At 37.5% G+C, this 26,821-nt stretch carries 22 protein-coding genes and 1 pseudogene; 8 read left to right on the forward strand and 15 right to left on the reverse strand.

Annotation, left to right across the window (positions count from 1 at the left end; genetic code table 11):
• Positions 1-96 precede the first annotated feature (96 nt).
• Complete coding sequence (gene folB / locus H6F39_RS01895; protein ID WP_190396130.1) at positions 97-465, reverse strand: dihydroneopterin aldolase; 369 nt, start codon at positions 463-465, stop codon at positions 97-99.
• A gap of 361 nt (positions 466-826) precedes the next feature.
• On the opposite strand from folB, the gene lysS reads away from it, so the two are divergent.
• Positions 827-2,410, forward strand: coding sequence for a lysine--tRNA ligase (gene lysS, locus H6F39_RS01900; protein WP_190396108.1), 1,584 nt, complete (start codon positions 827-829; stop codon positions 2,408-2,410).
• Between the two features lie 74 nt (positions 2,411-2,484).
• On the opposite strand, the gene H6F39_RS01905 is transcribed toward lysS, so the two are convergent.
• Together H6F39_RS01905 and H6F39_RS01910 are read right to left on the reverse strand one after the other, a co-directional pair.
• A complete protein-coding gene (locus tag H6F39_RS01905; RefSeq protein WP_137906682.1) occupies positions 2,485-2,715 on the reverse strand; it encodes a hypothetical protein in 231 nt (76 codons plus the stop codon).
• 197 nt (positions 2,716-2,912) lie between these two features.
• On the reverse strand, positions 2,913-3,122 hold the full coding sequence (locus H6F39_RS01910) for a hypothetical protein (RefSeq protein WP_190371122.1): 210 nt from the start codon (positions 3,120-3,122) through the stop codon (positions 2,913-2,915).
• Positions 3,123-3,459: 337 nt separating this feature from the next.
• On the opposite strand from H6F39_RS01910, the gene H6F39_RS01915 reads away from it, so the two are divergent.
• Positions 3,460-3,777 carry a hypothetical protein gene (locus tag H6F39_RS01915; protein ID WP_190396109.1) on the forward strand — a complete coding sequence of 106 codons (318 nt, stop codon included), beginning with the start codon at positions 3,460-3,462 and terminating at the stop codon, positions 3,775-3,777.
• The gene (locus H6F39_RS01920) at positions 3,774-4,142 is read left to right on the forward strand and encodes a hypothetical protein (protein ID WP_028088879.1); all 369 of its coding nucleotides are present in this window, start codon (positions 3,774-3,776) and stop codon (positions 4,140-4,142) included. Before H6F39_RS01915 ends, H6F39_RS01920 begins: the two co-directional genes overlap by 4 nt.
• Positions 4,143-4,224: 82 nt before the next feature.
• Here H6F39_RS01920 and H6F39_RS01925 read toward each other — a convergent pair whose 3' ends face one another.
• The 7 genes from H6F39_RS01925 to H6F39_RS01955 all read right to left on the reverse strand — a co-directional run bounded on the left by H6F39_RS01925 (position 4,225) and on the right by H6F39_RS01955 (position 11,838).
• Entirely contained in the window at positions 4,225-4,815 is a 591-nt protein-coding gene (locus H6F39_RS01925) for a Uma2 family endonuclease (RefSeq protein ID WP_137906679.1), read from the reverse strand.
• Between the two features lie 150 nt (positions 4,816-4,965).
• Positions 4,966-6,228 carry an FAD-dependent hydroxylase gene (locus H6F39_RS01930; RefSeq protein WP_137906678.1) on the reverse strand — a complete coding sequence of 421 codons (1,263 nt, stop codon included), beginning with the start codon at positions 6,226-6,228 and terminating at the stop codon, positions 4,966-4,968.
• A 90-nt stretch (positions 6,229-6,318) separates the two neighbouring features.
• The gene (locus H6F39_RS01935) at positions 6,319-7,098 is read right to left on the reverse strand and encodes a YebC/PmpR family DNA-binding transcriptional regulator (protein WP_190396110.1); all 780 of its coding nucleotides are present in this window, start codon (positions 7,096-7,098) and stop codon (positions 6,319-6,321) included.
• A 184-nt stretch (positions 7,099-7,282) separates the two neighbouring features.
• A complete protein-coding gene (locus H6F39_RS01940) occupies positions 7,283-8,308 on the reverse strand; it encodes a glucokinase (RefSeq protein ID WP_137906676.1) in 1,026 nt (341 codons plus the stop codon).
• A gap of 78 nt (positions 8,309-8,386) precedes the next feature.
• On the reverse strand, positions 8,387-9,034 hold the full coding sequence (locus H6F39_RS01945; protein ID WP_028088884.1) for a histidine phosphatase family protein: 648 nt from the start codon (positions 9,032-9,034) through the stop codon (positions 8,387-8,389).
• Positions 9,035-9,076: 42 nt separating this feature from the next.
• Positions 9,077-10,246: a pyridoxal phosphate-dependent aminotransferase gene (locus tag H6F39_RS01950; protein ID WP_137906675.1), complete on the reverse strand. Its 1,170-nt coding sequence runs from the start codon at positions 10,244-10,246 to the stop codon at positions 9,077-9,079.
• A gap of 185 nt (positions 10,247-10,431) precedes the next feature.
• Positions 10,432-11,838 (reverse strand): aspartate ammonia-lyase, encoded by a 1,407-nt coding sequence (locus H6F39_RS01955; protein WP_190396111.1) that lies wholly within the window; start codon positions 11,836-11,838, stop codon positions 10,432-10,434.
• Positions 11,839-12,205: 367 nt separating this feature from the next.
• Between H6F39_RS01955 and H6F39_RS01960 the strand changes: the two genes are divergently transcribed.
• Complete coding sequence (locus H6F39_RS01960) at positions 12,206-13,567, forward strand: HAMP domain-containing sensor histidine kinase (RefSeq protein WP_137906673.1); 1,362 nt, start codon at positions 12,206-12,208, stop codon at positions 13,565-13,567.
• A gap of 104 nt (positions 13,568-13,671) precedes the next feature.
• Positions 13,672-15,471 carry an aspartate kinase gene (locus H6F39_RS01965; protein ID WP_190371119.1) on the forward strand — a complete coding sequence of 600 codons (1,800 nt, stop codon included), beginning with the start codon at positions 13,672-13,674 and terminating at the stop codon, positions 15,469-15,471.
• Positions 15,472-15,652: 181 nt separating this feature from the next.
• Here H6F39_RS01965 and H6F39_RS01970 read toward each other — a convergent pair whose 3' ends face one another.
• A complete protein-coding gene (locus H6F39_RS01970; protein ID WP_190396112.1) occupies positions 15,653-17,071 on the reverse strand; it encodes a glycosyltransferase family 2 protein in 1,419 nt (472 codons plus the stop codon).
• Between the two features lie 367 nt (positions 17,072-17,438).
• Positions 17,439-19,064, reverse strand: a complete 1,626-nt coding sequence (cimA, locus tag H6F39_RS01975) for a citramalate synthase (RefSeq protein ID WP_137906670.1) — start codon at positions 19,062-19,064, stop codon at positions 17,439-17,441.
• A gap of 388 nt (positions 19,065-19,452) precedes the next feature.
• Between cimA and H6F39_RS20550 the strand changes: the two are divergent.
• The 3 genes and pseudogenes from H6F39_RS20550 to thiO form a co-directional block, all read left to right on the forward strand.
• Positions 19,453-19,672 (forward strand): annotated as a pseudogene (locus H6F39_RS20550) ((2Fe-2S)-binding protein); the annotation flags it as partial.
• A gap of 16 nt (positions 19,673-19,688) precedes the next feature.
• The gene (locus H6F39_RS01980; RefSeq protein WP_137906669.1) at positions 19,689-20,141 is read left to right on the forward strand and encodes a hypothetical protein; all 453 of its coding nucleotides are present in this window, start codon (positions 19,689-19,691) and stop codon (positions 20,139-20,141) included.
• A gap of 142 nt (positions 20,142-20,283) precedes the next feature.
• Positions 20,284-22,287 carry a glycine oxidase ThiO gene (gene thiO, locus H6F39_RS01985; RefSeq protein ID WP_190371118.1) on the forward strand — a complete coding sequence of 668 codons (2,004 nt, stop codon included), beginning with the start codon at positions 20,284-20,286 and terminating at the stop codon, positions 22,285-22,287.
• A 225-nt stretch (positions 22,288-22,512) separates the two neighbouring features.
• Here thiO and H6F39_RS01990 read toward each other — a convergent pair whose 3' ends face one another.
• The 3 genes from H6F39_RS01990 to H6F39_RS02000 are packed head-to-tail and all read right to left on the reverse strand — an operon-like array spanning position 22,513 to position 26,764.
• A complete protein-coding gene (locus H6F39_RS01990; protein WP_190396113.1) occupies positions 22,513-22,938 on the reverse strand; it encodes a type II toxin-antitoxin system VapC family toxin in 426 nt (141 codons plus the stop codon).
• On the reverse strand, positions 22,935-23,204 hold the full coding sequence (locus H6F39_RS01995) for a DUF2281 domain-containing protein (protein ID WP_028084968.1): 270 nt from the start codon (positions 23,202-23,204) through the stop codon (positions 22,935-22,937). Before H6F39_RS01995 ends, H6F39_RS01990 begins: the two co-directional genes overlap by 4 nt.
• Before the next feature lie 50 nt (positions 23,205-23,254).
• Positions 23,255-26,764: an N-6 DNA methylase gene (locus H6F39_RS02000; protein ID WP_190396114.1), complete on the reverse strand. Its 3,510-nt coding sequence runs from the start codon at positions 26,762-26,764 to the stop codon at positions 23,255-23,257.
• Positions 26,765-26,821 lie beyond the last annotated feature (57 nt).

Genomic DNA, 26,821 nt, shown 5'->3' on the forward strand with positions numbered 1-26,821 from the left:
GTATAGGTCTGGCGGGCAAGATGCCCACCCCACAAGATTTAACAGTGACAAAAATTCATACTTTCCTTCAGCAAGTCCAAAAAATAGACCTTTGCTTCACAAATTTGATTTGCTTCTAGTCAATTCAATGCGAATATTACCATCAAAATCAGGAATTGGTGCAGCAGGTTTAATGAGAGTAACTTGTACTTGGGTAGTCAGACTACTTTCTCCAAGAATAGCATCAGCGATCGCACCTGCCAACCTTTCCAATAAATCAAATTTAGATGTTTTCAGCAAGTTTTGGACTAAACTAATAACACTACGATAATCTACTGTATCTTTAATAGCATCAGTCTGTGCAGCTTGAGCCAGATCTACCCATAACTTCAAATCCACCTCAAACCATTGTCCTAATACCTTTTCTTCCGGTAAATACCCAACATAGCCATAACCGCGAATCCCCGTCAAATGAATACAGTCCATAAAACCCTGATTATAAATCATTACCTGACCATTTTAGATTTTAAATTGAATAACTCAGACAAAATCTAAAATTAAATTCAGATAAATTAAGAATTTATCTCTCTATAATGTTTTTACATTCATCTATTACGAATGAAAGCAGCAGAGATTATTCTAAAGTATATTTAATTGTCTAGTTGCACTTAGTAATGTAAGTTGCTAGTTAGGCACAGTGTCAGAATCAGGTGGTTATCGAGATGAAAACAAGTATTTTATCACCAATTACCAATTACCCATTACCAATTACCAAATTTATTGAACAATAATTTTATTCGCTATAACAGCAGTTAAAATAGAGCAATTGTGAAATAATAAAAGATAAATGTTTTGGGCTGATAAAATTGCTGCTGACGCAGTAGGTCAACAAGTAGTTAATGATTCTAAGACTCCATCAGGAAGGGTACACGTTGGGTCTTTGCGTGGTGTGGTTATTCACGACGTTATTTACCGTGCTTTGAAACACGCAGGGAAGCCCGTCAAATTTCTGTATGGTGTAGATGATTATGATGCGCTGGATACTGTTCCTAAATACTTAGATCAAGAAAAATTTCAGCCTTATTTGGGTTTTCCTTTGTGTAATGTTCCTTCTCCTGGTGATGGTGCGGAAGATTATGCTAAGTATTTTATTGGTGAGTTTTTTGAAATTTTTGCATATTTAGGAATTAAACCAGAAACGTATTTTTTACGTGATTTATATCGTTCAGGAAAACTTAATTCCCATATTGATATTTTCCTGAAAAATGCTCATTTAGTGCGGGAAGCTTATAAGGAAGTAAGTAAAGCTGAACGTGCAAATAATTGGTATCCTTTTCAAGTTGTTTGTGAAAATTGCGGTAAAATCGCTACTACTGTCACTACAGATTATAACGGTTCAGAAGTATTTTACACTTGTAAACCTGATGGTGTTGATTATGTAAAAGGTTGTGGACATTCCGGGTGGGTTTCTCCTTTTAATGGTCATGGTAAATTACCTTGGAAAGTTGAATGGGTAGCTAAATGGGATATATTGGGTGTAACTATTGAAATGGCCGGGAAGGATCATTCTCAAAAAGGTGGTTCTCGTGATGTTGCTAATGCTATTAGTCGCAAGGTTTTACAAAAACAACCTCCTTTCCATTCTCCCTATGAATTTATTCTTGTGAATGGGACAAAAATGAGTTCTTCTAAGGGTGTGGGTTCGAGTGCTAGGGAAATTGCTGATTTATTACCTGCTGAATTATTGCGGTTTTTGATGTTAAGAACTCAACCGAAAACAGTAATTAATTTTGCACCAAATTATGAAACTACTACCCGGTTATTTAGAGATTACGATACTTTAATTAATAAGTATTCTCATGCTCCTGAATTAACGGAGGAATTAATGTCTTTATTTTACGCCCAATTAGGGGATGAAATTAAAACTTTCCAACCCTTTGATTTTAGTACATTAATTTCTCTGTTGCAAGTTCCCCGTTTAAATATTCAGGAAGAAGTTGTACAACGCAGTTTACAGCCTTTAAATGAGTATGATCAACAAATTATTAATCAAAGAATTGCTGCGGCTCAAAAGTGGTTACAAGATTATGCTGACGAGGAAGACAAGTTAGTTCTCTATTTGGAACAAGTTCCCGAAAAAGCTCATGATTTAAATTCAGAACAAGTTGCTTATTTGCAAAAATTGATGGAGAATTTGCAGAATATTCCTCATTGGGAAGCTGAGGAATTACAAACTATAATTTTCTCGACTACTAAGGAGTTAGGGGTTCAACAACCAATGGCTTTTAAGGCTTTGTATCTATCTTTCTTGAATAAAGAAAAAGGTCCAAAGGCTGGTGGTTTGTTGTCTTATTTGGAGAAGTCTTTTGTAATTTCTCGGTTGCAGGATGTGGTTAATTTGAATGTAGGTAAGGAGAAGATAGAAGTTTAAGTTATTATTAATATGGTGCGTTACGCTGTCGCTAACGCACCCTACAAATTAATACTACAAATTAATACTACAAATTAATACAAATCGCAATCAACTAAATTTTCTCTAACTAAAACCTCACCTTCCCACTTTCCAGCAGTTTTATCAAAAAAATCCGCAGGATATCCTAATTCTTGTGGTGTTGGTATTTTCTCTTCAAAAGCATCAGTAATAATAATTATTAATTCTTGATTAGCTAATTGTTGGGGAAGTTGTAACAATAATTTACCTTGTGCATCAACTTTTGATTTAAGTTTTATTTGCATATAATTAACTCCTTAGTATCTTGGATTATTATACTACTAATTGTTTGAAAAGTATTTTTTAATTATTCATGGCTTTTAATACTCTTTCAATTTGCTTGGGTACGTCAGTTTGGGAGTCCAATATTCAATATATCCTGTTTTAACAGATGTTACTTTTGTTCTAAATCAATAATCAAAACTTTTCCTAAATTCGGTTTTCATTGTTCTTGGTTTAAAATTGCAAAAATTGTTTCTCTATCTGTTAATTCTGTTTTTTCTCCTTCTTCAATAGCTTTTGATAAGGCAATATCTTCAATTATTTCCGTAAATAAAGCTGAAAATTCTTCTTTGTTTTCTGAAAACAGTTCTATTATTAATTCTTTCAGGGTTTGTTTAAGTTGATTGCGTTCTAAGGATAGGTTAGACATAATTATCACCATAACATATATATATTATATTATATTAAATTATATCTTATTTTAAATGTAAGTCAAGCAAGACTTAATAAAAATGGGTTAAATAAGTCAATACCTTTGTCAATTTTCCAAATATAGAGCGGAAACCCAATACAATCTTTACTAGATTAATAGAGTTTCAGGGTTTTTCAGAAGTCAGAGCCTTTTGATTGCATTCCCAGGTAGAACCTGGGAACGAGGATAAACGAGGATTTGTGGTGCGTTACGCTGTCGCTAACGCACCCTACAAATTAATACTAAATCAATAATATGCTAAAATGAATAATACACTTTAATCAGGTGATTAATCATGACACAATCTACACCCCAAAGAGTTGTTAGACGTGGAAGGGTATTTCCCGAAATTCAATGGACTGATGAACAAAAAGCCCAAGATAGGGCTAGAAGAGAGGCATTTTATGAGCGTTGTTGGGTAATTTTTGAACGTTTAAAACCAGAAATATTAGATAAATATTATGGTTGGTACATTGCGATTGAACCTGATAGTGGTGATTATTTTATTGATCAGAATAAGGAAGTAGCTAGTAAAATGGCTAGAGACAAGTATCCTCATGTAATTCATCATATTTTTGGCATTAATGAAACGGGAGTTAGTGGCAGAATATGATTGAGGGAAGATTTGGAGAAAATGGACAAATTTATTTGGAAATTGATTTAATTGGTGGGGATGATTTCAGTTTTCCTGTAGAAACAATGTTAGATACAGGATTTACTGAATTTTTAGCCATGAATAAACAAGATATACAAAGTCTTGATTGGACTTTTTCAGGTCAAGATAAATTAAGAACTGCTCAAGGAGAAACCAAATTTGATGTTTATCATGGTAGGGTAATTATAGATGGTCAAGAGTTTGAAATTCCTGTATTTGCTGGAGATGAAATACAGGAGATTTTACTGGGTTCTCGATGGTTGAAGTTATTCGTTTTAATTGCTAATTATGCAGAAAATAGGGTAAGTTTAGAGTTAATTTAATCTCTGTTTTTTATTAAAATACCAATTTTTGAAATGAGGATAAACGAGGATTTGTGGTGCGTTACGCTGTCGCTAACGCACCCTACAAGGTTAATCCCTGACGAAATTGTTTAATTGCTTCTAGGGGAGAAGATAATAAAAGACAACGATTTAATAGGGATAAATCTAATTTTGGTAATAATTCACTATTATTAACTTTCTCATATTCTTGTTCTCGCAAACAGTAAATTTCTAAAGTTCCATCTTCCCAAAACCAAACTTCGGGAACTTGCATTAATTTATATTTTTGTAATTTAATAGGACTACCACTAGTAATCACAATTTCAATACATAAATCTGGTCTAGATTTATCAGTTTGAAAACAATAGGATAAATCAGCTTGATACTCAACTATACCGGGAATAATTTGCGAATAGCTACCACTGGGAAAAAATTCAATACCTTGTTCTAAAAAATATTGTCCTAACAGCAATCCCATTAAAGATGCAATTGCTTCATGGGGTTTACTGATAGTCACGATTTCTAAAACTCCTTCACAATAAAATAAACGCACTCCTGGTACATTTTCAAAGGCTTTTTGAATTGCTTGAAAACTTTCCCAAGTTATTCCAGGACGGTAGAAATATTGTTCTTCTTCTACTAAATTGAGAGAATTTTCTAAAGTTTGAGTCATGATATCTCTCACTTTCCTTAGTTATTAAGTTGATGTTATTAACAAATTATCAAAAGAGGTAAATTTTTCAGGTGCGTCAGAGATCAAAAAGCGATTTATGGCTGGCTGAGTTATCGAATCTGACGCACCCTACTTTTGGTGTTGGTAATTTCACCGTTTAGCTAATTCTGGTGTTTTTCCTTTTAATCCTATCATTAATTTCAGAGCAAATATTCTGATCATCGGGACTTTTTGCATCATCCATAAACCGAGACGACGAACTATTACCACTGGTAAAAAGTTATTAGAAAAAACTCGATCTAATAAATCGGTGAAACCCAATATTGCGAGGTTTTCTTTTTTTCTCCAGCGTTCATATTGCTTGAGAATGGAAATATTACCAATATCTTGACGATTTTGCTGTGCTGTTTGGATGATTTCGGCTAATGCTGCTGCGTCACGAATACCTAAATTTAAACCTTGTCCTCCCACAGGATGACAATTATGGGCGGCATCACCAATTAATGCTAATCTAGGGAGAACATAGCGATCGCTCTGCATTAATTGTACTTGAAAAATAAATCTGTCCCCTAATAATTCTAATTTACCCATTTGCTCACCATAGCGTTTAGTCAGTTCTGCTAAAAATTCCTGATCATTTAAAGCGCATAACGCTTTTGCTTCTGCATGGGGCGCTGTCCAAACAATGCGACAACGGTTTTCTGGTAAGGGTAAAATTGCAAAGGGTCCACTAGACCAAAATTTCTCGTAAGCGGTGTTATTGTGGGGTTTTTCGGGCTTGACAAAAGCTACAATACATGATTGCCAATATTTCCAGCCTTTAGTTTTAATTCCCGCAGCTTCACGAATGGGAGATTTTGCACCATCAGCAGCCACTAATAATTTACTACGAATCGTTTTGGTGGTCTCGTTAATTTTGATGTTAATCTTAATTGTATCTAAGTGATTTTCCGTACTTACCACTTCTGCTGGACAAAGATAAGTTACATTTGCACAATTTCCCACAAATTCCTGTAATGGTGCTAATAGTGCGTAATGTTCTGCTACATAACCTAACTCTGGCGTACCTAAGTCCGTAGTTTGGAAGTTAACTACATGAGGATAATCAGCATCAGAAAGACGAACTTGATTATATTTAGCGATATTGGGGAGAATTTTATCCCATAAACCAATGCCTTGGAAAATTTTTGCTGACAACATATGTACAGCATAGGCCTGTCCTTTCGCTACAGCGGCTGATGTCATTCTAGCTTCAATCAGCAGGATATTTAAACCAGAATCTTTTAAAGCGCAGGCCAGGGTTAAACCAACAATTCCACCACCGACTATGACTAAATCATAATCATATCCCCAATGGTTTTCTGTGGGGGAGTGGGGAGAGGAAAGGGTAGGAGTCAGAAGGGTGGAAGACATTGTGAAGATAAATTACAATAGTTTTAATTATTATTGTGACGCGATTACGATTGATAATCAAGGCAACGGCACAAAATACAGTACAAAATACTAGGTCATACTTAAAACCATCAAATTATCAGCAATTTCCAAATTACTGGTAACACTTTGTACATCATCTAACCCTTCTAAGGTATCAATTAATTTAAAAAGCGATCGCGCTTGTTCAATATTTGTTACCTCAACTTTATTACCAGGAATCTGGCGTATTTCTACATCAACTACTTTAAACCCTTTTGCTTTCAAGACTTGGCTGAGTTTCTCTAAATTTGTTACTTCAGTAAATACCTCAGATGTATGGTCTGCAATCATTTCATAAGACTCAGCATTTCCCTCTAAGGAAGCTTCTAAAAGCTGTTCTTCATTAATTACATCCTCAACCACACAAACACCCTTTTGGGAAAACATCCAACTGACACAACCGGTTTCTCCCAAATTTCCACCATTTTTACTAAAGGACACCCGTAAATCAGCAGCAGTACGGTTGCGGTTATCTGTGAGGGCTGCAATCAAAATTGCGACACCACCCGGACCATAACCTTCATAACGAATTTCTTCTAAACGGTCGTGATAGCGAGAATCTCCGTAGGAATCACCAGTAAAAGTACCTGCTCCTTTAGCGATCGCCCTATCAATGTTATCATTAGGAATACCTGCCGCTTTGGCTTTATCAATAGCAGTCCGTAGTTGAAAATTCCCCGCTGGGTCTGGTATACCATTTCTAGCTGCGACAATTATCGCGCGGGATAGCTGGGTAAAGATATGTCCCCTTTTTGCGTCTACTACTGCTTTTTGACGTTTAATATTAGCCCATTTACTATGTCCTGCCATAATTCCCAAAATTATGAGTACGCTATTTAAAAATAGGATGAAATCATAAGATTATTGCTGAAATTGGCTTAATAACCAAGCACAAACTTGACTATGATCCAGTCGAGTTTTTCTTAATGCTTCATTAAGTAAAGAAATCTCTAATCCTGGTAATAGTAGATGCAGATTTTACTGTTATTGCTATTTATAACCTAGATGCCGACAAAGCAGCACCAATTAACCCGACTTGTTGATTGAGAATCATAAGTACCGGTATTTCTTCCAGAAGAGAACCCATTCTTCCTTTCTGGGTGAAATTAGTAAGAAAACCGCCATCCTGTATTAAAGGTAGGATTTTAGGGGCGATACCACCAGCAATGTATAATCCTCCATAGGGTAGTAGTTTCAGGGCTAGATTCCCCGCTTCAGCACCGTAGGCCTCTATAAATAATTGCATAGTTTGTTCCGAAAGGCGATCGCTTTTTTCTAAAGCAGCATTCCCAATTAACGCACCAGGGTCAACGGTTTTTTCTGACTTTCCGGCTTCTTGTTCCCAAGTTCTGACTGCGTTAGCAATGACTGGAGACTCAGTGGCTATTTTCCGATCTCGTAAAAATTGATAAATAGAAATAATTCCCAAACCAGAAACAACCCTTTCTACGGATACGCGTTGAATATCATATTTAGTTAAAATATATTTCAACAATTCAAATTCTAACTGATTGCGGGGGGCGAAATCTGCGTGTCCACCTTCGGAAGGAAAGACTTGATAACCCTGGCCCTGCTTAATCAAAAATCCCTGTCCTAACCCCGTTCCTGCACCGATTATAGCCATTGGTGCTGCTGATTGATATTTACCAACTTGTAAAGTTAGTAAATCCTGTTTAGTTAGACCAAAAATACCATAACCAACAGCCGCAAAGTCATTAATTAGAGAAATTCTTTCAATACCCAGTTCTTTGCTTAAACGTTCTGTATCCAGAAACCATGATAAATTAGTCAACTGAGCAGTATTTTCTACCACAGGTCCAGCGATGGCAAAACAGGCTTTGTCTGGTGTGCTAGAGTTAGCTGTAGTCAAAAACTTTTGGACTATGGGGACTAAATCAGGAAAATCCCCACTGGGAAAACTCTCCTCATACAGAGTTTTTAGCCCTACCGCATCTGAGGATTGTACCAGACGCAAAATAGTTTTTGTTCCACCGATGTCTCCTGCCAGTAGCAAACTCATAAAAATTATCAGCTAATAAATTACCTGTGCTTAATTGTCCCTTGGGATTTGAGAAAAATCCCCTTATGATCAAAATATTCACACAAATCGCACCAATTCCTCAGTTTTAGTTAAATGGGAAGTATCCCCCTTTAGTTCTAGCAACCATTGGGAATCTTGACGCACAACTTTTACCAAGGAACAGAGAGAAGCCTTAACTTCAGTTTTGGCCACATCTCCCACTAACCCCATTGCTGCCCCCAATACAGAAGCACCATGGGCTACTAATAGGATATCATGGGGAAAAAATTCTGTAGATAGACATCTGGCAGTTTGGGCTGAACGTTCTCGCACCTTTTCATGGGTTTCAGGGTATTGTGCAGCTATGCGTGATGTATAACTGGGGTCAATTCTGGGAAATAATTTGACTAAGGTTGGAGTTGAGAGTTTTTCCGGTTCTTCGGTCATCCATGCTGGATTTAGCCATTCACTCAAACCTATTTCTAGTTTAATCGCCAAATCCAAAACTTCAGCGATCGCATGAGCAGTTTGTATGGTTCGCAAAAACGGAGAAGCGAAAATGTGAGCGATTTTTTTCCCTTTCAGTCGTTTTGCTAATTGCTGTGCTTGTATCATACCATCATCGGATAAGGGCGGATCATACCGTCTTTCGGCGGTTAAAAACCAATCTGGATTTACGAAATCAAGACGGTTAGCGTGTCTTGCTATCCAAACTATTTGACTCATGGGAGAAAATAATATTAGGGAGTATGAATTTTCTAGCTGCGGTTATGATGATACAACAGTTTGCAGTCCTTTGACTAATCTTTCTATACCTGATTTTGCTGTATCTGCTGGTAATGCACCATAAGCAACCCGCAAATAACAACCCTGTTCTATACCAAAAGTAGTTCCGGGAATCACCGCTATTTTATATTCTTGAATCAGTTTTTTCACCAATTCCAAATCATTCATTTTGGTATGCACTTTTAAGAAAAAGTAAAATGCGCCATTGGCTGGTGTAATCGTACATAAACCAGCTAAATTATGGAGTTCATTAATTACTATTTCTCTCACTTGGGCAATGGCGTTAATATTATCTTTTAAATAATTATCTTTAGCTTGTAACGCGCCTAAAGCTGCATATTGAGAAACCACCGGTGGACAAATTAAAATAGTATCTTGAACCTTTTTTACAGCGGTTAATAAATGTTGGGGAATAACCATATAACCAATTCTCCAACTAGCAAAACCATAGGCTTTTGATAAACTAAAAAGAGAAATTGTATGGCGATTACTGTTTAAAAATGCCCCAGGAGAAAAATGTTTTACACCATTGTATGTAAAATATTCATAAGCCTCATCACTAATATGATAAATTCCTTTTTCTCGACAAATTTGATTAACTTGAAGTAAAGCCGTTTCTGAATAAACTACACCCGTTGGATTATTAGGAGAAACCGTCACCACAGCACGGGTTTTCTCTGTAATTGCAGCGGCTATAGCTGGGGGAATTAGGCGATAATCTGTATCAGTTGGGACTAATATTGGATGACAACCTGCCATTTTAATCGCCATTTCATGATTAAAATAGTAAGGAGTATTTAAAATAATTTCATCACCAGGAGAAGTAATTGCTAGAATAGCATTTATAAACCCCATATTGCTACCAGCAGTCACCACAATAGCATTTTTTTCATTAATATCAATACCATTAAATATTGATAATTTTGCTGCTAACGCTGTTAATAATTCAGGAATACCAACCACAGCTTGATAAAGATGATTTTTCGGTTCAGAAAGAAACTTTGGTAATAGTGACATCGCGGTTTCTGGAGGCTGATAGTGAACCACACCTTGACCCAGGGAAATTGTTCCGGGAGAGTTTGTAATTAATTCTCCAATAACGGGAATAATTGGTGATTGAATCCCATTCATCCGCGATAATTCGTAATTCATAACTGGTCAAAAGACACCACAAAGGATGATTGTAAATGATATATAAACCTGAAAATTAGACGATTTATTTGCATAGAAAATAAATGCAGATCAAAAGGAATAAATAAAATTAGTACCAGGGTTTAGCAATAAGCTGTACTTCATTCATTTAAGTATAATTAAACTGGGCAAGATGCCCGCTATGATTATAATGGAACGATGGCACTCATTTTTTCTAAATCTAATACAGTGGCTAATTGTTCCTCGGTCATTAACCCTTTTTCTAAAACTATTTGTCGTAGAGATTTACCAGTTTCTAAAGATTCTTTGGCTACAGCCGCAGCATTCAAATAACCAATATGGGGATTTAAGGACGTGACTAATGCTAAACTACCTTCAGCATAAACTAAACATCTTTCTTTGTTAGCAGTAATTCCTTGAATACAGTTGGTAGTTAAAGCAGAAATCGTATTACCTAATATCTCAATACTGTGAATTAAATTATAGGCAATCAGAGGCATCATCACATTTAATTCTAATTGTCCCGCTTGGGCGGCAAAAGCGATCGCATTATCATATCCCATGACCTGAAAACATACCATTGATGTCATTTCTGCCATAACTGGATTATATTTTCCCGGCATAATTGAAGAACCGGGTTGTACTGGAGGAAGTTGGATTTCTTTAAATCCGGTTTTGGGTCCTGAATCCATTAACCGCAAATCGTGAGATATTTTCACTAAATCCTGGGCTAAATTCCGTAAAGCCCCGGAAACATTGACAAAAGCCCCCATACTTTGCATTGCAGCCATTAAATGTGGTGCTGGTTCTAGGGGAAATTCCAATAATTGACTCAAGACATCTACAACTTTTTGACGATATTCCGGGTGGGTATTCATTCCCGTTCCCGCAGCACTTCCTCCTAAACCCAATACCATTAAGTCAGAAGAAGCAATATAAAGCCGGTTTTGGTGTTCTGAGAGGATATAAGCCCAAGCCCGGAAATTATCACCTAACCGCACTGGTACAGCGTCTTGCAGGTGGGTTCTCCCAGATTTGATGATATTTTCAAATTCTGCCGCTTTTGCTTCTAATGCCAAAATTGCCTGTTCTAAAGCTGGCTGTAATCTGCGAGAAAGCGCCAATAAGCCACCAATACGAATCGCAGTAGGAATAACATCATTAGTGGACTGTCCATAGTTGACATGATCGTTGGGGCTAACTAGTTTATAATTACCCTTTTGATCACCCAGAATTTCTAAAGACCGATTTGCGATCACTTCATTAATATTCATGTGGTGTGAAGTTCCCGCACCAGCTTGATAAACATCAACCACAAACTGATCTCGTAATTTCCCTGCTAAAATTTCATCACTGGCTTGTATGATCGCTTTGCTGATATTTGCCGGGATACAATTTAATTCTGAGTTGACAATAGCTGTAGCTTTTTTAATATATACGCAAGCATCTATATAAGTTGGTAAAGGTTTAATACCGCTAATGGGGAAATTTTCGATCGCTCTTTGGGTTTGAATACCATAATAAACGTTATTGGCAATTTGGCGATCGCCCATTGAGTCTCTTTCAACGCGAAAATCTGAATTGTTAGTCATATAGCACTCTTACAGCAGGTAATAGAGAACAGGAAACAAGATCGCAATTTGTCTTTGCTGATGATCAAATAAATATATATGGATATATCTCACGTCAAGACGCAAAGCATCAATTTTGCAAAAGTTTTATTTACCTTTACCATTCCATATTTTAATATGGCTTCGTCACCCAGGCTATCAGCAATGCTAAAAATAAAATTTTTAGTTTATCTGCAACCCACGGGTAAAGTACCTGTTCACAAACTGTCACAATGGTTGTTATCAGCAATACACAATATTTGGTATACTCACTTATATTCAAGTCAGTTTTGGTCCTTGCTTCTTCCCCAATTATCCATTATCCATTATCTACTTTCTAGACTGTTGCATGAATATAAATAGAGTTGAATCCATTCCTGAATGGACACAATTACCATCTCCACCGATATATGCCATGGCTACCCCACCCAGGCTATCGGAAGTATCTATGCAACTGGATATAGATACACCAGATTTAGAAAAACAGGAATCTACTCAACAGTTACAGCAAATTCAAAGATTTCAAGAATTACTACAGTATCTAACTGAAGCAATTCGGGATGGTTTAGATGATGATAAGTTATTCACAATAATTACTCAAAAATTAGTTGATTTATTACAACTTAATTGTTGTCAAATTGAATTTTATAATCCTTGTCTCACTGCCACTATCATTACTTATGAATATAGTTCCATTTTGCCTATTTATCAAGGATTAACCCGAGAAATTGCCGATTTTACCCAAATATATCAGTCTTTATTAAAAAAACAAATCTGGCAATCTCTGGAAATCGTCCCCACATATAACTCTATTTTAGAGATTGTCAGTCAATTAGCTTGTCCGATTTTTAATCATCAAGAAATTTTCGGCAATATTTGGATAATTAAAGCATCAGAAACACTATTTACACCATTAGAAATATCATTTTTACAACAAATAGCTAATAAATGTGCCATCGTAATTCGTCAATCTCAACTACTCGCGAAAACCAAATCCTATATCAAGGAAATAGAAAATCAAGAATGTCAAAAATACCAATTTATCAAACAGATTTCTCAAGAATTACGCACACCAATTACTAATATTAATCTGGCGGTTCAAACCTTGGAAAGTCTGATCACACCCGCAAATAATTTAAATACAGAAATAGTAAGTCACCTATTACAAATTCTCTATAATGAATGTGAACGAGAAAATAAATTACTTGAGGATATTCTCACCCTTGCATATTTTAAAATCAATCCTCAACCCCCCACGTTCATGACTATTAATCTTCTGAATTGGTTACCTCCCATTATTCAACCTTTCCGAGATGTTACGAATTGTCAACAACAATATTTATACCTTGATATATCAGCAGAAATTCCGGCTTTATCTACAGATATCCACGATTTAGAGAAAATTATTACTTTAATACTCAATCAAGCTTGTCAATGCACTCCCCAGAATAAATCAATTACGGTTACGGCTCATTTAAATGCAGACAGGATAGAATTAAAAGTGAATATGTCTGGTGTTGAGATTCCCGAATCTCAACTATCACAAGTCTTTGAGCCATTTTACCGTATTCCGAAACATTCCCCTTGGCAAGCACAAAATACTGGTTTAGAATTGACATTAATAAAAACCATGGTGCAACGTTTAAACGGGTTAATTCATGTAATAAGCACTAACAATCAAACCGCTTTGATCATGAAATTTCCATTTTAGCTAGTTTTTTCAATCCAGCGCCAGCGTTAAATTAAAATATTTTTTTTAATGTTTCTCTGCCTTATTCACCAATAAAACTAAAATAAATACATCAAATACTGATTATGGCACTAATAGTTCAAAAATACGGTGGTACATCTGTTGGTTCAGTCGAACGTATTCAAGCGGTTGCGAGTAGAGTTGAAAAAACTGTCAAAGCTGGAAATTCTGTAGTAGTAGTGGTTTCAGCCATGGGGAAAACTACCGATGGATTAGTTAAACTAGCTAATGATATCTCTAAAACCCCTAACCGTCGGGAAATGGATATGCTACTTTCTACAGGAGAGCAAGTTACTATTGCCTTATTGAGTATGGCATTACAGGAAATTGGACAACCAGCGATTTCTATGACTGGCGCTCAGGTAGGCATTGTTACTGAAGCTGAACATTCCCGCGCTCGCATTTTACATATCGAAACAGAACGCTTAATGCGGCAGATTAATGACGGTAAAGTTGTTGTGGTTGCTGGATTTCAAGGGATTAGCAACACAGAAGAATTAGAAATTACTACTTTGGGGCGTGGTGGTTCTGATACTTCCGCAGTCGCTTTAGCCGCAGCCATTGGCGCAGATTTTTGTGAAATTTATACAGATGTACCAGGGATTTTAACTACAGATCCCCGCATTGTCCCCCAAGCCCAATTATTGACAGAAATCAGCAGTGATGAAATGCTGGAATTGGCAAGTTTAGGGGCGAAAGTATTACATCCCAGGGCTGTGGAAATTGCCCGTAATTATGGCGTTCCCTTGGTGGTACGTTCAAGTTGGACAGATCAACCGGGAACTTGGGTGACAACGCCCCTAAGACGAAATCGGGCGTTAATTAACTTAGAATTAGCTCGCCCTGTAGACGCTATAGAATTTGATATGCAACAGGCTAAGGTGGCTTTATTGCGCGTTCCTGACCAACCTGGGGTAGCAGCCCGGTTATTTGGCGAAATTTCCCAGCAAAATGTGGATGTGGATTTGATTATTCAATCTATTCATGAAGGTAATAGTAACGACATTGCTTTTACAGTAAATACATCAATATTAAAACGAGCGGAGGCGGTATCATCAGCTATAGCTCCGGCATTGAGAAACAATCCTAGTTCCGATGAGGCGGAGGTTTTAGTAGAAAAAGATACTGCAAAAATTAGTATTGTCGGCGCGGGGATGATTGGTAGACCAGGGGTAGCAGCGCAAATGTTTAAAACTTTGGCGGCCGCTGGTGTGAATATTCAGATGATTTCTACCAGTGAGGTCAAGGTGAGTTGTGTAGTTGATGCTGTAGATTGCGATCGCGCTATAGTTGCTCTGTGTGATACATTTGAAATCAATTCTTCCTCTACTTCCCTGGCCTATCCTAGCTCTAAAGCCCCCGCTGTGCGTGGTGTCGCTTTAGATAGGAATCAAGCCCGGATTGCTATTCGTCAATTACCAGACCGTCCAGGTATGGCCGCTAAATTGTTCGGATTTTTGGCAGAATATAACATCAGTGTGGATATGATTATTCAATCCCAACGTTGTCGGGTGGTAGACGGTGTTCCCCGTCGGGATATCGCGTTTACTGTGGCTAAAATAGATGCAGAAATCGCTCAAGAAAAACTTACACAAGTCGCAGCGGAATTTGATTGGGGTGAGGTAATATTAGATAGTGCGATCGCTAAGGTTAGTATTGTTGGTTCTGGTATGGTAGGACAACCAGGAATTGCAGCGAAAATGTTTACAGCTTTAGCGCAAAATCAAATCAACATTCAAATGATTGCTACCTCAGAAATTAAAATTAGTTGTGTTGTAGGTATTGATGAAGGTGTGAAAGCTTTACAAGTTATTCACGCGGCTTTTGATTTAGCTGGGAGTGAAAATTTTGTAGTTCCCGCTTGAAGATAATCAGCTTGTTTAACTATTTTAACCAAGAATCCCCGTGTCCTGAGACCGGGGAGTATTAACCTGATAGCGAATCCTAGTCTAATGAAGTACAAAATTATCTGCGTTTATCCGCGTTTATCTGCGTTTAATTCTGATTCTTGTACCTAACTTGAATGGGAATTGCTATATTACCTAATTACAAAATTGATTTTTCCACACCTTTATGGACAGTTTTTACCCATTTTAAACGTTTTGGTCGGAACGACATTCGCGCTGTGGTGCTACTCATGACTACTAACCAATGCAACATATATAAACTGCCGCGAAGGGTTTGTAAAAGTAACACTAAATGGGTAGATGGTTTAAGCTGTTCTGATAGCCTTGGGGTAGCCTTATGGATGTGCTTTAAACCCGCAAACATACCTATAACTGACATCCCTAGAGATAACCCAGTTACAGAACTTAACATAGGTGGACGATGACGAGCGATCGCCATTAATATATCTGGTATTGCCGCCGTTGGCAAGATATACATTGTCACCATAAAGATCAACAAATCCCAGGTTTTCTTTGTCCCCATGCGGTTTTTGAGGATCAGATCCCAGTAGTCTAAATAACGTTGATAACCACCTTCCGCCCAGCGGTTACGTTGATGCCAAAGGGCTGTAGCATTGGTAACACCTTCTTCCTCCACTGGGGGATGAAAAACACATTCAATATCCCACTTATCTAAATGTAAGCGGATAGTTAAATCAAGATCATCGGTGATAGTTTCCTCATTCCAACCACCGCAACTTACTAGGGCTTGACGACGGACAAATTGACCATTACCTCGGAGTTCACCAATACCACCAATAGCAGTCCGCTGTTGTTGAAACCAGATATCCAAGAACATTTCCGCCATTTGTCCCTTAGTCCAAAAATTTTCTGGAGCATTGGCGATCGCTTTTCGCATTTGTACAGCCCCTACCTGTTCTTTTTGAAACAAAGGAACTACTTGTGATAGCATATCTGGTGCCACTTGGGCATCAGCATCAAATACAGCAATAATGTCTCCCTTTATCAGTTGCAATACTTGATTCAATGCTCCCGATTTTCCGCCACTAGCTTGGGGGGAACGCCTAAATACATTCAGTTGTTGATATTCCTGCTTGAGTTCTGCTAATAATTGGGGTGTATTATCTGTACTATTATCATCAATAATCCAGACTTCATATTGACCATTGCCGTATTCCAAATTACACAGATTCCTAACTAATCTGCCAATTACTGCTTCTTCATTTTTAGCAGCCACTAACACAGACACAAAAGGCAAATCTGCCTCTATCTTTGGGGAATGGTCGCGGGGTTTGGTAAAAATAATCCCCAAGGCATGAATTCCCAGTATTGTTGTCAGTCCCAGGATAAATATCGAACCCCAAGAAACTAGATGTAGGGTAATAGTCCCACTCCAGACTATAGTTAAAACTAAAGCAGCTTTGCCTCTACGGGCTTTAAATCGTTTTGGTTGTAGGTATTCTGATTCTTTATTTTCTGAGAGGTCAGGTAAGATCAGGTCAAGGGGATCAGAGTTTCCGTGATCAGTATTGTTTTCAGGCCAGGAATTTGCTGGCATAGGTTATATAATTAAAAACAGCTATTTTATGTATGTAGCCTTAAATTACAGACCGATTCTGTAACAGATTACTAGCTACCTAATTAATATAGTTCTAAAGAGTCCTAAAGGGAATAGATAGAGCATAATTCCTCTTCTTGTCTCCCCCTCTCCCCCTCTTCCCCTCTCCCCGTCACCGAGTGAAAGCGGCTATTACATTAATTCTACATACATAATTATACATATCCCGGACTTTTTCAAGAAGTCCGGGACATATAGCGATCCTTTTCTCTACTTCTGCGTCCTCTGTCCAGTGTAGGTTAGTTCAAAAAAATCCGTTCACAACCCACTGCTATACTGCTATATTTACCCATTTATGGCTCAACTTTCAAGCATAGTTTTCTGCTTGGAAATGTAATAATAAACCATATTCCAAACCTTCAACCACTGCTTGATAGGAAGCAGCTAAGATATTCTTAGAAACGGCAACAGTTGTCCAGCGTTGTTGAATATTCCGAGATTCAACTAAGACACGAGTTTTCGCCGCAGTTCCGGTATTTCCATTCAAAATTCTAACTTTATAATCTGTTAACTCAAAGGTAGCAATTTGCGGATAAAAGTTAACCAAAGCCTTACGCAAAGCGGCATCCAAAGCCGCTACAGGTCCAGTACCTTCCGCAGCTTCCAGAATATTTTCACCATTGACAGTTACTTTAATAGTTGCTAAAGAATGGGTTGTTTCTTTCCCCTGAATTAAATCACAATGGACTTGAAAACCATTGATTTCAAAAAACTGTTGACGCAGACCTAAAGCATCATACATCAACAGGGCAAAACTCGCCTCTGCCGCCTCAAATTGATAGCCGACATTTTCCAATTCTTTCATTCTCTGGAGAATTTGTCTAGCTTGGGGATGATCCTTGTCTAACTCAATACCAAAAGTCCGGGCTTTAGCCAAAACATTACTGAGTCCAGACTGTTCGGAAATGACAATGCGGCGCGTATTTCCGACTTGTTCTGGTTGAATATGTTCATAGGTTAAAGGGTTGCGTTCTACCGCTGATACATGAATACCGCCTTTATGGGCAAAAGCGGAACGCCCTACAAAAGGTGCGTGTTCATCAGGAGCGAGATTGACAACTTCACTGACAAAACGACTGGCCGCTGTCAGTTGATGTAGCTGGTGTTGGGCGATACAACTATAACCCAGCTTTAGCTGTAAATTAGGAATCAGAGAACACAGATTAGCATTACCGCAGCGTTCTCCATAACCGTTGATTGTCCCTTGTACCATTGTTGCACCCGCCATAACTGCTGCTAGAGCATTAGCTACCGCCATTTCTGAATCATTATGAGTATGTATTCCTATTTGCGGAGTTGTTGACCATTGACCATTGGCCATTGATAAATGACAATTAACATCCTGAACAATTTGTGTAACTTCATGAGGTAAAGTCCCACCATTGGTATCGCATAAAACCAACCATTCCGCACCGGCGGTCATGGCCGTTGTCAAGGTTTGTAAAGCATAATCAGGATTTTGCTTATAACCATCAAACCAATGTTCAGCATCGTAAATTACCCGTCGTCCTTGAGAACACAGATACTCAATTGTGTCACCAATCATGGCTAAATTTTCTTCTAGACTGGTCTTGAGTCCGGCTGTAACGTGCAAATCCCAGGATTTACCGAAAATAGTCACCCAGCGAGTACCTGCCGCCAAAATCGCTTGCAGCATGGGTTCATCTGGGGGTTTGGTATGAGGACGACGGGTAGAGCAAAAGGGAACAACTTCCGCTTGTTTGAGGGGATTTTCCTGAAGTTGCCAGAAAAACTCGACATCTTTAGGATTTGCGCCTGGCCAACCACCTTCAATAAAAGGAATCCCTAATTGATCGAGTCGGTGAGCAATGCGTAACTTATCTTCTATGGACACTGAAAGTCCTTCCCGTTGGGTCCCGTCCCGGAGAGTAGTGTCATAGAGCCAAAGTTGATTTGAGGGAGTTTTGGTCATAAAAATTGTTGAACCTTTGATTCAACACTGACACCTGAGAGATAACTTGGCTGCACGCCAATAAACAACAAAAAGCTATTTTGGTAGTTTCATCAGGCCATACAAAAATGCTAACAATTGCTCTGAGGAAGTGTAGCGAAGCTTCATATTTTCTTCCTACTTCCAGTCTCAAAGCTTCGCCACTATCCCCTTGGGGATTTAACTCATGTTACCCATGCAGGAAACCCTAAAACCATTCAGTACTTATTCTTCCCCTGGAAAACCTTTAGCAAAAACCATGACTCGGCTCGTCCGCTGTACCGACGGTTGTTAATAATTCAATTCTAAGCTGTTTTCATCCTGAAGACAAGCAAAGGAAATGATCCCCAAAATCCTGTTAAATATGAGGAAAGGAATTGGCACTTATGGTACTTGTGCGGTTAAGGTAGAAGGCGAAGTGTCCGCAGTAAATTGGTCTGAGCATTCTTCTGCGTTCCCTTCTTCCCCATTCTCCTACAAGTAATTTGGGTTTGATTGATCAAACTCAGGTTTTAGCTACTGTTAAAGTGACTAAATTTCACGGTTTTTGGGGTCAAGGTTCTTCAATAGTTTGGACACCAAAAGGTTAAAAAGGAGACAAACAAGATGGGTAGATGGACACCCTTAATTTTGATGGCTGGCGGCGTAGCAATTTTGCTAGGTACGCTGCTGGGAATTAACTTTCCTATGGGCGGACAACAAAGTGCTAATGTTCCACAAGGACGCAGAGCATCCAGTGTCCTCCCAGCTAATATTAATGTTAATAGTGCAGGTGGAGGTAATGATGCGGAAAATAATCCTAGCAATGAGTCGGAAACGATTAAAAGCAATGATTCTAACAGTGAAAGCCGCCGCACTAATGTAGCTCAAGGTAATGTTTCTACTGAAAATTCAGGTAATTCTTCTAACACTACACAAGAAACAAGCACTAGTGACCAAGGTTCTGATTCTACCAAGGAAACGGCAAGTACAGATAGTGACATGGCTACACCACGCGGGCTATCAAATTCTAGTAGTAATGTTAATCAGGACAAACAACCAATTCGAGCTTTGTGGTAACTAGAGATAAATTAAGTTAAAAATCAATGGTCAATGGTCAACGGTCAAAATCAAATAACTAATGACCAATGACCTAAATTCTACTCCCTTTGTTAGCCTTTATGAGTTATTAGTTATTTACTAGACTAATGACTAATGACTAATGACTAATGATGTTTTAATTATTGGTGGTGGTATTATCGGGTTGGCTTGCGGTCTTGAAATGAAATTACGGGGTGCTAATGTAACTGTAATTTCGCGTGATTTTACTGCTGCTGCCAGCCACGCCGCCGCCGGAATGTTAGCCCCTGAAGCGGAAAATATTACTAATGAGCCGATGTTGTCTTTGTGTCGGCGATCGCGCGATTTATACTTAAATTGGACAGAAAAATTAGCAGAATTAACTGGACAAAAGGATGTAAACAATACAGGTTATTGGCCTTGCGGTATCCTCGCACCGGTTTATCAACAACCACAAAATACGGGATATAGAAACGCCCACTGGTTGAATAAAGATACTATTAACCAATATCAACCAGGTTTGGGTCAGGATGTGGTCGGTGGTTGGTGGTATCCTGAAGATGGGCAAGTTGATAACCGGGCTTTAATTAAGGTTCTACGGACTGCGGCGGAGTATAAGGGTATTATATTTCAAGACGGAGTTACCGTAGAAGCTATTTCTCAACAACAGGGAAAAGTGATTGGTGTCCAAACTAATATAGGTTTATTTCGGGCTGACCATTATCTTTTAACCGCTGGTGCTTGGGTAAATCAATTATTACCTTTATCAGTGCGCCCCCGCAAAGGACAAATGTTGAGTTTACGAGTCCCGGATTGTCTCAATGAATTACCCCTAACTAGGGTATTATTTGGAGAAGGTATTTATATTGTCCCCCGACGCAATCGTTCTATCATTATTGGTGCAACTAATGAAGATGTGGGATTTACTGCTGATAATACCCCGGTCGGGATTCAAAGTTTACTACAATCAGCTATTCGCTTGTATCCCCAATTAGAAAATTATCCTCTTCAAGAACTTTGGTGGGGATTTCGTCCAGCTACCTCCGATGAATTACCTATTTTGGGTGCTAGTCATTGTCCTAATTTAACTTTGGCTACTGGTCATTACCGCAATGGAATTTTACTCGCACCTGTGACAGCGATATTAATTGCTGATTTGATTTGCGAACAAAAAACAGATCCTCTTTTACCTAATTTCCACTATTCCCGTTTTTCTGCTGTGTCATCTACTACTACATCAATGCTCGTTAATTCTACTGTCGCTAATACTAATATTAATAGTGTAAACAAGCTCCAAAATAAATCATTTTGTGACATTGCTACGCCGCCCAGACTATCAGATCTAAATATTCAAGATTCACCATTAATTATTGCCGGTAAAAGCTTTAGTTCTCGGTTAATGACGGGAACTGGTAAATATCGCAGTATCCGGGAAATGCAGCAAAGTGTCGAGAACAGTGGTTGTCAAATTGTGACGGTGGCCGTGCGACGGGTACAAACTAATGCACCAGGACATGAAGGTTTAGGAGAGGCGCTAGATTGGAGTAAAATTTGGATGTTACCTAATACTGCTGGCTGTCAAACTGCGGAGGAGGCCATTCGGGTGGCACGCTTGGGACGAGAAATGGCGAAATTATTGGGACAAGAGGATAATAATTTTGTCAAGTTAGAAGTTATACCTGATCCTAAATATTTACTTCCAGATCCTATAGGTACTTTACAAGCGGCAGAAAAATTGGTAAAAGAAGGTTTCGCTGTATTACCTTATATTAATGCTGACCCTATGTTAGCAAAGCGGTTAGAAGAGGTTGGTTGTGCCACTGTGATGCCTTTAGCCGCACCCATTGGTTCTGGACAAGGGCTGAAAACTACCGCCAATATTCGGATTATTATTGAAAATGCTAAAATACCAGTGGTGGTAGATGCGGGTATTGGTGCGCCTTCACAAGCCGCTGAGGCGATGGAATTGGGGGCAGATGCGTTATTAATTAATAGTGCGATCGCTTTGGCTGAAAATGCTCCAGCCATGGCTTATGCGATGAATTTAGCAACTGTGGCGGGTCGCATAGCTTATTTGTCCGGTAGAATGCCTATTAAAGAGTATGCTAGTGCGAGTTCTCCTATAACGGGAACGATTACTGGTTAGTTTTTTTTGTACTTAGATCCCCGGCTTCTTCCAGAAGTCGGAATCGCTGTCTAATTTCAATGGCAAGTATTGTCCCTTTCTATCATACAGCAAGAGCTTTGAGTGAGGTACACCTTGTGCGGGCAAGACTTGTACTGAGATTGGTCGAAGTATGCCCGCACCACAAGAGTTTTATTATTAATATCTGTACTTCATAAACGGATAACTGCTGTAATTTACCTCAATTTAATCAACTGTAATAAACCAATTCTCAATTATCAGATCCTCAAAATCCTGAAAATCTGCCATATTGTTTGTTACTAAAATCAAGTCATTGCAGAACGCAATACTCGCAATTTGTCCATCAATAAAAGCAGGTGTTTTACCAATTTTTGATAATCTAGCTCTTTCCTGTGCGTGCCATTTTGCAGCTTTGAGATCATAATCAAACACGGGCAAATCTAACACAGAATCTTTAATGTATTTCCATAAAGAATACTTGCGTTTAGATGCTGGTAAACGCCAACAGCCATAAAGGATTTCATGAACAACAAGACTTGCTACTGCTACTTCTGAACGATAGCGATTTAATTGATCTAAAACCTGAGTATTGGGAATTGGCCGACTCGGTTCTGAGATAATATTAGAGTCTAGTAAAAAGCGAACTGTCATAAATCAATCTCGCGTCCTGGACTACGATCTCTTAAATTAGCAAAATCTTCATCTGTAAATTCAATTCCTTCTCTTTCAATTGTTTCTCGAAACCTTAAAACCCCTTCCCAAAAGCTATCTCCTTTATTCTGTAATGGTTTTTCCTGTACTTGTTCTTTTATTTGTGACAGTTTATGTTTAAGAAATTGAATAAAATCTAAAACTTCCTGTTGTTTATCGGTTGGTAACTCTCGCAGGTTTTCTAAAACAGCTTGTTCAATGGTCATAGTTTCACCTCTACTACTAGGCTATTATTCTATTATAAATGACATTAGCATTAATTTTTAATTTCTCCTCCATTTTTGAGGTCAATTCCTAATATTGCCAATTGTTGATTTATCCAATCTGTAGCTGTTGCTTCATTGGTTTCGATGGCTTTTTCTACTCCTATTTTAGCAATTTCTAGGAGTTGTTTGGATTTTAGTTTTTGTTCAAGAGACATAACGTATTTATCTATAATTTGCTCTTGCTTATCTTCTGAAATAAAAGGAATAACAAAGTTGTCAATGTCTTTTGGATAGAGTTCTGCTTGTGCGCTTCCTGCACTTAGTTTTTCAGTCTGAAGTCTTCCAATTATTGAATTTATAACAAAGCCTACATATATTTGGTTTTCCTCTTTTAGTCTTAAAATATTTACATGATTACTTGCTATGGCTTGTTCATCACTCAAATATACATTAGTTCTGCCAATATTCGCTCCTGTTGTATATATTAATATATCATTTTTATAAACTCTAGCTTTCTCTTGAATATTCCAGTTTTCAACATTAGTTTTTTCAAAGTTATCATAATCTAAATGTTGTTCTAAAATATGCCTACTATTGATTACATTCAAAGTCCCATTCTCTGAATATATAGGCTGTAATCCTCTTGTATTAAAGTTTTGAATGTCTTTAATACTTTTGGTATATTGAGAATAAGACTGTATTTTTTGAATTACTTCATCATATTTTGGTTGGTAATACTCAGCGTCAAGGCGACCAGAAAACAAAAAAGACTCTTTAAAACTCTTGATAGCAATGGTTTCTGTGGTGGGTTGCCAGTCTTTTAAATTGAGTTCTGATAACAGTAAATCTTCAGCTTGTTGATATAACTCTTTTGAATTTTTAAGAATCTTGTATGAACATTTAATTAACGATTCAATTAAATTTTGAAAATTAGATTTTAGATTAGGAATAATAAGATTTTCAAGAATAGTTAAGTTAACATGGCCTTGTACTGCACCACTTGCAAATCTAAACAATTGACTTGTACCAAATTTTGAATTTAAAAATCCTACAAGATAAAAAGGATTTAATTTATTTTTGTTACTCTCTACAATAATAATGTCAGCAGAATTAATAATTTCCGAACCTAGATAAATACTAGCTTTACCAAAAGAACCACTTCTAGCAATCAAAACATCATCTTTTTTTATCTGAGATTTATTAAGCTTCTGATGAAATTTTCTAGTAATTCTTTGACACTCTTCAGTATTTACGAAAAATTCATTTATATTCCGTGTTTGTAGTAATAAGATACCAGAGTCATCATACTCCGAAACCATTGATCCAACATAACCAACATCAATTTTATTGACTAATTGGGATAAAGGCTGAGTTTCGGATCTATTTAGTGCTTTAGCAATACTTAAATATCCTTTTTGAAAAAACTCTGCATCAAATCTAAAACTTGCATTGTTAAATTTAGCTTTACTAAATAATAATTCAACTGCTTCTAGCCCATCCATCAATTTCTGATACCTCACAGCATCAAATGGCGTAACAGATGGGCTTAACTTAAAAAAACTGAAATTCTCCTTTTTTGCAAACTCAATAAACGCCTCAGCAATACCATCTTGTGTCTTTCCTTCATGATTAAATAAATCATGATCAATAATCAAATGACCGTGATCATCTAACAAAAATTCACCCGAACCATCAGACTTTTTAACATACATTTTTTCACCAGAATTATCCTTACCTGATTTTTGCATTGTCGCAAAAAAGATATTGTAATCATCCTGGCGAGGACATAACGCGCCTACTTTTGGATCATCATTCCATTTTTGCACCAACAACACCGAAGTTTTAGTACCTGTATGGGGTTTAAAAGTATTTCCATGTAACCCAACTACCGCCAAAATTCGGCAACGTTCCGCAATAAAATCACGGATATTTTTATCAGAAGAATTATTAAAACGTCCTTGAGGTAAAACAATGGCCATTCTTCCCCCAGGCTTCAAAAAATCCAGATTGCGTTCAATAAATAAAATATCTCTTCCTACCTTAGTTTCCCATTTACCATTAGCCTTTTTTGCTAAATCATAATGATTAATAATGCGAGTTTCTTTAATATCTCCAGCAAAAGGTGGATTGGCCATCAACACATCAAACTGAAATTCTCGATAGTCCTTACTACCTTTTGGTCGTTGCCTTTTTAAACGTTTGAATCCACTATTATAAATATCATCCCATTCTTCCTGTCCTGTTACCTCATCCCACATTTCATAATCCAGAGTATTCAAATGCAAAACATTTGTTTCACCATCTCCAGCAATCAAATTTAAAGTCCGCGCTACCCTTACCGCTTTTTCATCAAAGTCAATTGCAAATACTTGTTCTTGCACATATTCTCTACATCGTGGTGGCTTCTCTTCCAGTGAAAACAAATGACTTGCTGATAAACCTTCATCCTCCAAAATTTGCCGCCACACATGAAAAATTGTATGCACTGGAAACCCGGACGAACCAGCGGCCGTATCAATCATGTATTCATCCTCTTGAGGATTAAGCATCTTGACACACATATCAATTACATAACGAGGTGTGAAAAATTGTCCTTTTTCTCCCTTACTACTTTTATTAATTAAATATTCAAAAGCCTCATCAACAACATCTAAATTAGAGTTAAATAACTTCACATTTTCTAAAGAAGACACACAAACGGACAAATGAGAAGGAGAGAGGCTAATTTTCGCATCTTCACTAAATACTCCTTCCCATTTTTTCTTAGCTTTATCAAACAAATCTTGAATTTTAGTTTTGAGTGCGGCTTCTGTTTGTCCTGTGTTACGAAACTCCATTAAACGAGTTGTGCGGCGATTTCCTTGACCAGAATACCACTCATCATACAGTTTAGTAAAAATTAGTTTAAATAGTTCCTCAAAGACATCTACCCCAGCATTTGCTAATACTTCATCTTCCATTTCTTCGATTAAGGCTTTGAGAGATTTATTCTGTTTTACTAATTTATCATTAACAACTAAATCTTCTAAAGTAAACTTAATTTGCAGAATATCAGCTAGAGTTTGACTAGCATTAGGTAAACCGGGAATTTCTTCAAAATAGTTAGGATCTTTACGCTGGTAATAAGAAATTTGATCGCCATTTGTCCAAATAGCAATAGGCGCACCTGTAGCGTGACAATAAGATCGTAATTGTTCTTTACCGTCTTTGAGTTTCGGCTTTTTCACCTCCACCAGCATATAGACTGTATTTAAACGATCTTTGTCCATGACGACAATATCAGCCCGTTTCACTTCACGTCCAAAATTCACCCCATACTCTACTTGAATCCGATTAAGGGGATAGTAAAACCGTTCTGTTAATACCCGCAAATATAGTTGTCGGATTGCTTCCTCTGGTGTGAGTTTAATTTCTTTTTTACGGACTAAACAAACTGTGTAGGGTGTTTCGCCACTTTTGCTAGATTTGAGAATAATTGACTTTTCTAGCTGTGCAATTTCTTCAGCAGTAAATTGAGAGAGTTTGTAATTTGAATCTTTGAGAATGTCGGCTAATTTCATAAATTAAATACTAAGGTTTTGAGATTGCTTTGCTCCATTTCATTACCCGCGCAATGA

Source organism: Dolichospermum sp. FACHB-1250 (assembly GCF_014696335.1).
GTDB classification, from domain to species: Bacteria; Cyanobacteriota; Cyanobacteriia; order Cyanobacteriales; family Nostocaceae; genus Dolichospermum; species Dolichospermum planctonicum.

Excerpts from the sequence above, each read along its gene's own strand:
- folB (WP_190396130.1), bottom strand. The coding sequence starts at position 465 with ATGGACTGTATTCATTTGACGGGGATTCGCGGTTATGGCTATGTTGGG.
- lysS (WP_190396108.1), top strand. The coding sequence starts at position 827 with ATGTTTTGGGCTGATAAAATTGCTGCTGACGCAGTAGGTCAACAAGTA.
- H6F39_RS01905 (WP_137906682.1), bottom strand. The coding sequence starts at position 2,715 with ATGCAAATAAAACTTAAATCAAAAGTTGATGCACAAGGTAAATTATTG.
- H6F39_RS01910 (WP_190371122.1), bottom strand. The coding sequence starts at position 3,122 with ATGTCTAACCTATCCTTAGAACGCAATCAACTTAAACAAACCCTGAAA.
- H6F39_RS01915 (WP_190396109.1), top strand. The coding sequence starts at position 3,460 with ATGACACAATCTACACCCCAAAGAGTTGTTAGACGTGGAAGGGTATTT.
- H6F39_RS01920 (WP_028088879.1), top strand. The coding sequence starts at position 3,774 with ATGATTGAGGGAAGATTTGGAGAAAATGGACAAATTTATTTGGAAATT.
- H6F39_RS01925 (WP_137906679.1), bottom strand. The coding sequence starts at position 4,815 with ATGACTCAAACTTTAGAAAATTCTCTCAATTTAGTAGAAGAAGAACAA.
- H6F39_RS01930 (WP_137906678.1), bottom strand. The coding sequence starts at position 6,228 with ATGTCTTCCACCCTTCTGACTCCTACCCTTTCCTCTCCCCACTCCCCC.
- H6F39_RS01935 (WP_190396110.1), bottom strand. The coding sequence starts at position 7,098 with ATGGCAGGACATAGTAAATGGGCTAATATTAAACGTCAAAAAGCAGTA.
- H6F39_RS01940 (WP_137906676.1), bottom strand. The coding sequence starts at position 8,308 with ATGAGTTTGCTACTGGCAGGAGACATCGGTGGAACAAAAACTATTTTG.
- H6F39_RS01945 (WP_028088884.1), bottom strand. The coding sequence starts at position 9,034 with ATGAGTCAAATAGTTTGGATAGCAAGACACGCTAACCGTCTTGATTTC.
- H6F39_RS01950 (WP_137906675.1), bottom strand. The coding sequence starts at position 10,246 with ATGAATTACGAATTATCGCGGATGAATGGGATTCAATCACCAATTATT.
- H6F39_RS01955 (WP_190396111.1), bottom strand. The coding sequence starts at position 11,838 with ATGACTAACAATTCAGATTTTCGCGTTGAAAGAGACTCAATGGGCGAT.
- H6F39_RS01960 (WP_137906673.1), top strand. The coding sequence starts at position 12,206 with ATGAATATAAATAGAGTTGAATCCATTCCTGAATGGACACAATTACCA.
- H6F39_RS01965 (WP_190371119.1), top strand. The coding sequence starts at position 13,672 with ATGGCACTAATAGTTCAAAAATACGGTGGTACATCTGTTGGTTCAGTC.
- H6F39_RS01970 (WP_190396112.1), bottom strand. The coding sequence starts at position 17,071 with ATGCCAGCAAATTCCTGGCCTGAAAACAATACTGATCACGGAAACTCT.
- cimA (WP_137906670.1), bottom strand. The coding sequence starts at position 19,064 with ATGACCAAAACTCCCTCAAATCAACTTTGGCTCTATGACACTACTCTC.
- H6F39_RS01980 (WP_137906669.1), top strand. The coding sequence starts at position 19,689 with ATGGGTAGATGGACACCCTTAATTTTGATGGCTGGCGGCGTAGCAATT.
- thiO (WP_190371118.1), top strand. The coding sequence starts at position 20,284 with ATGACTAATGATGTTTTAATTATTGGTGGTGGTATTATCGGGTTGGCT.
- H6F39_RS01990 (WP_190396113.1), bottom strand. The coding sequence starts at position 22,938 with ATGACAGTTCGCTTTTTACTAGACTCTAATATTATCTCAGAACCGAGT.
- H6F39_RS01995 (WP_028084968.1), bottom strand. The coding sequence starts at position 23,204 with ATGACCATTGAACAAGCTGTTTTAGAAAACCTGCGAGAGTTACCAACC.
- H6F39_RS02000 (WP_190396114.1), bottom strand. The coding sequence starts at position 26,764 with ATGAAATTAGCCGACATTCTCAAAGATTCAAATTACAAACTCTCTCAA.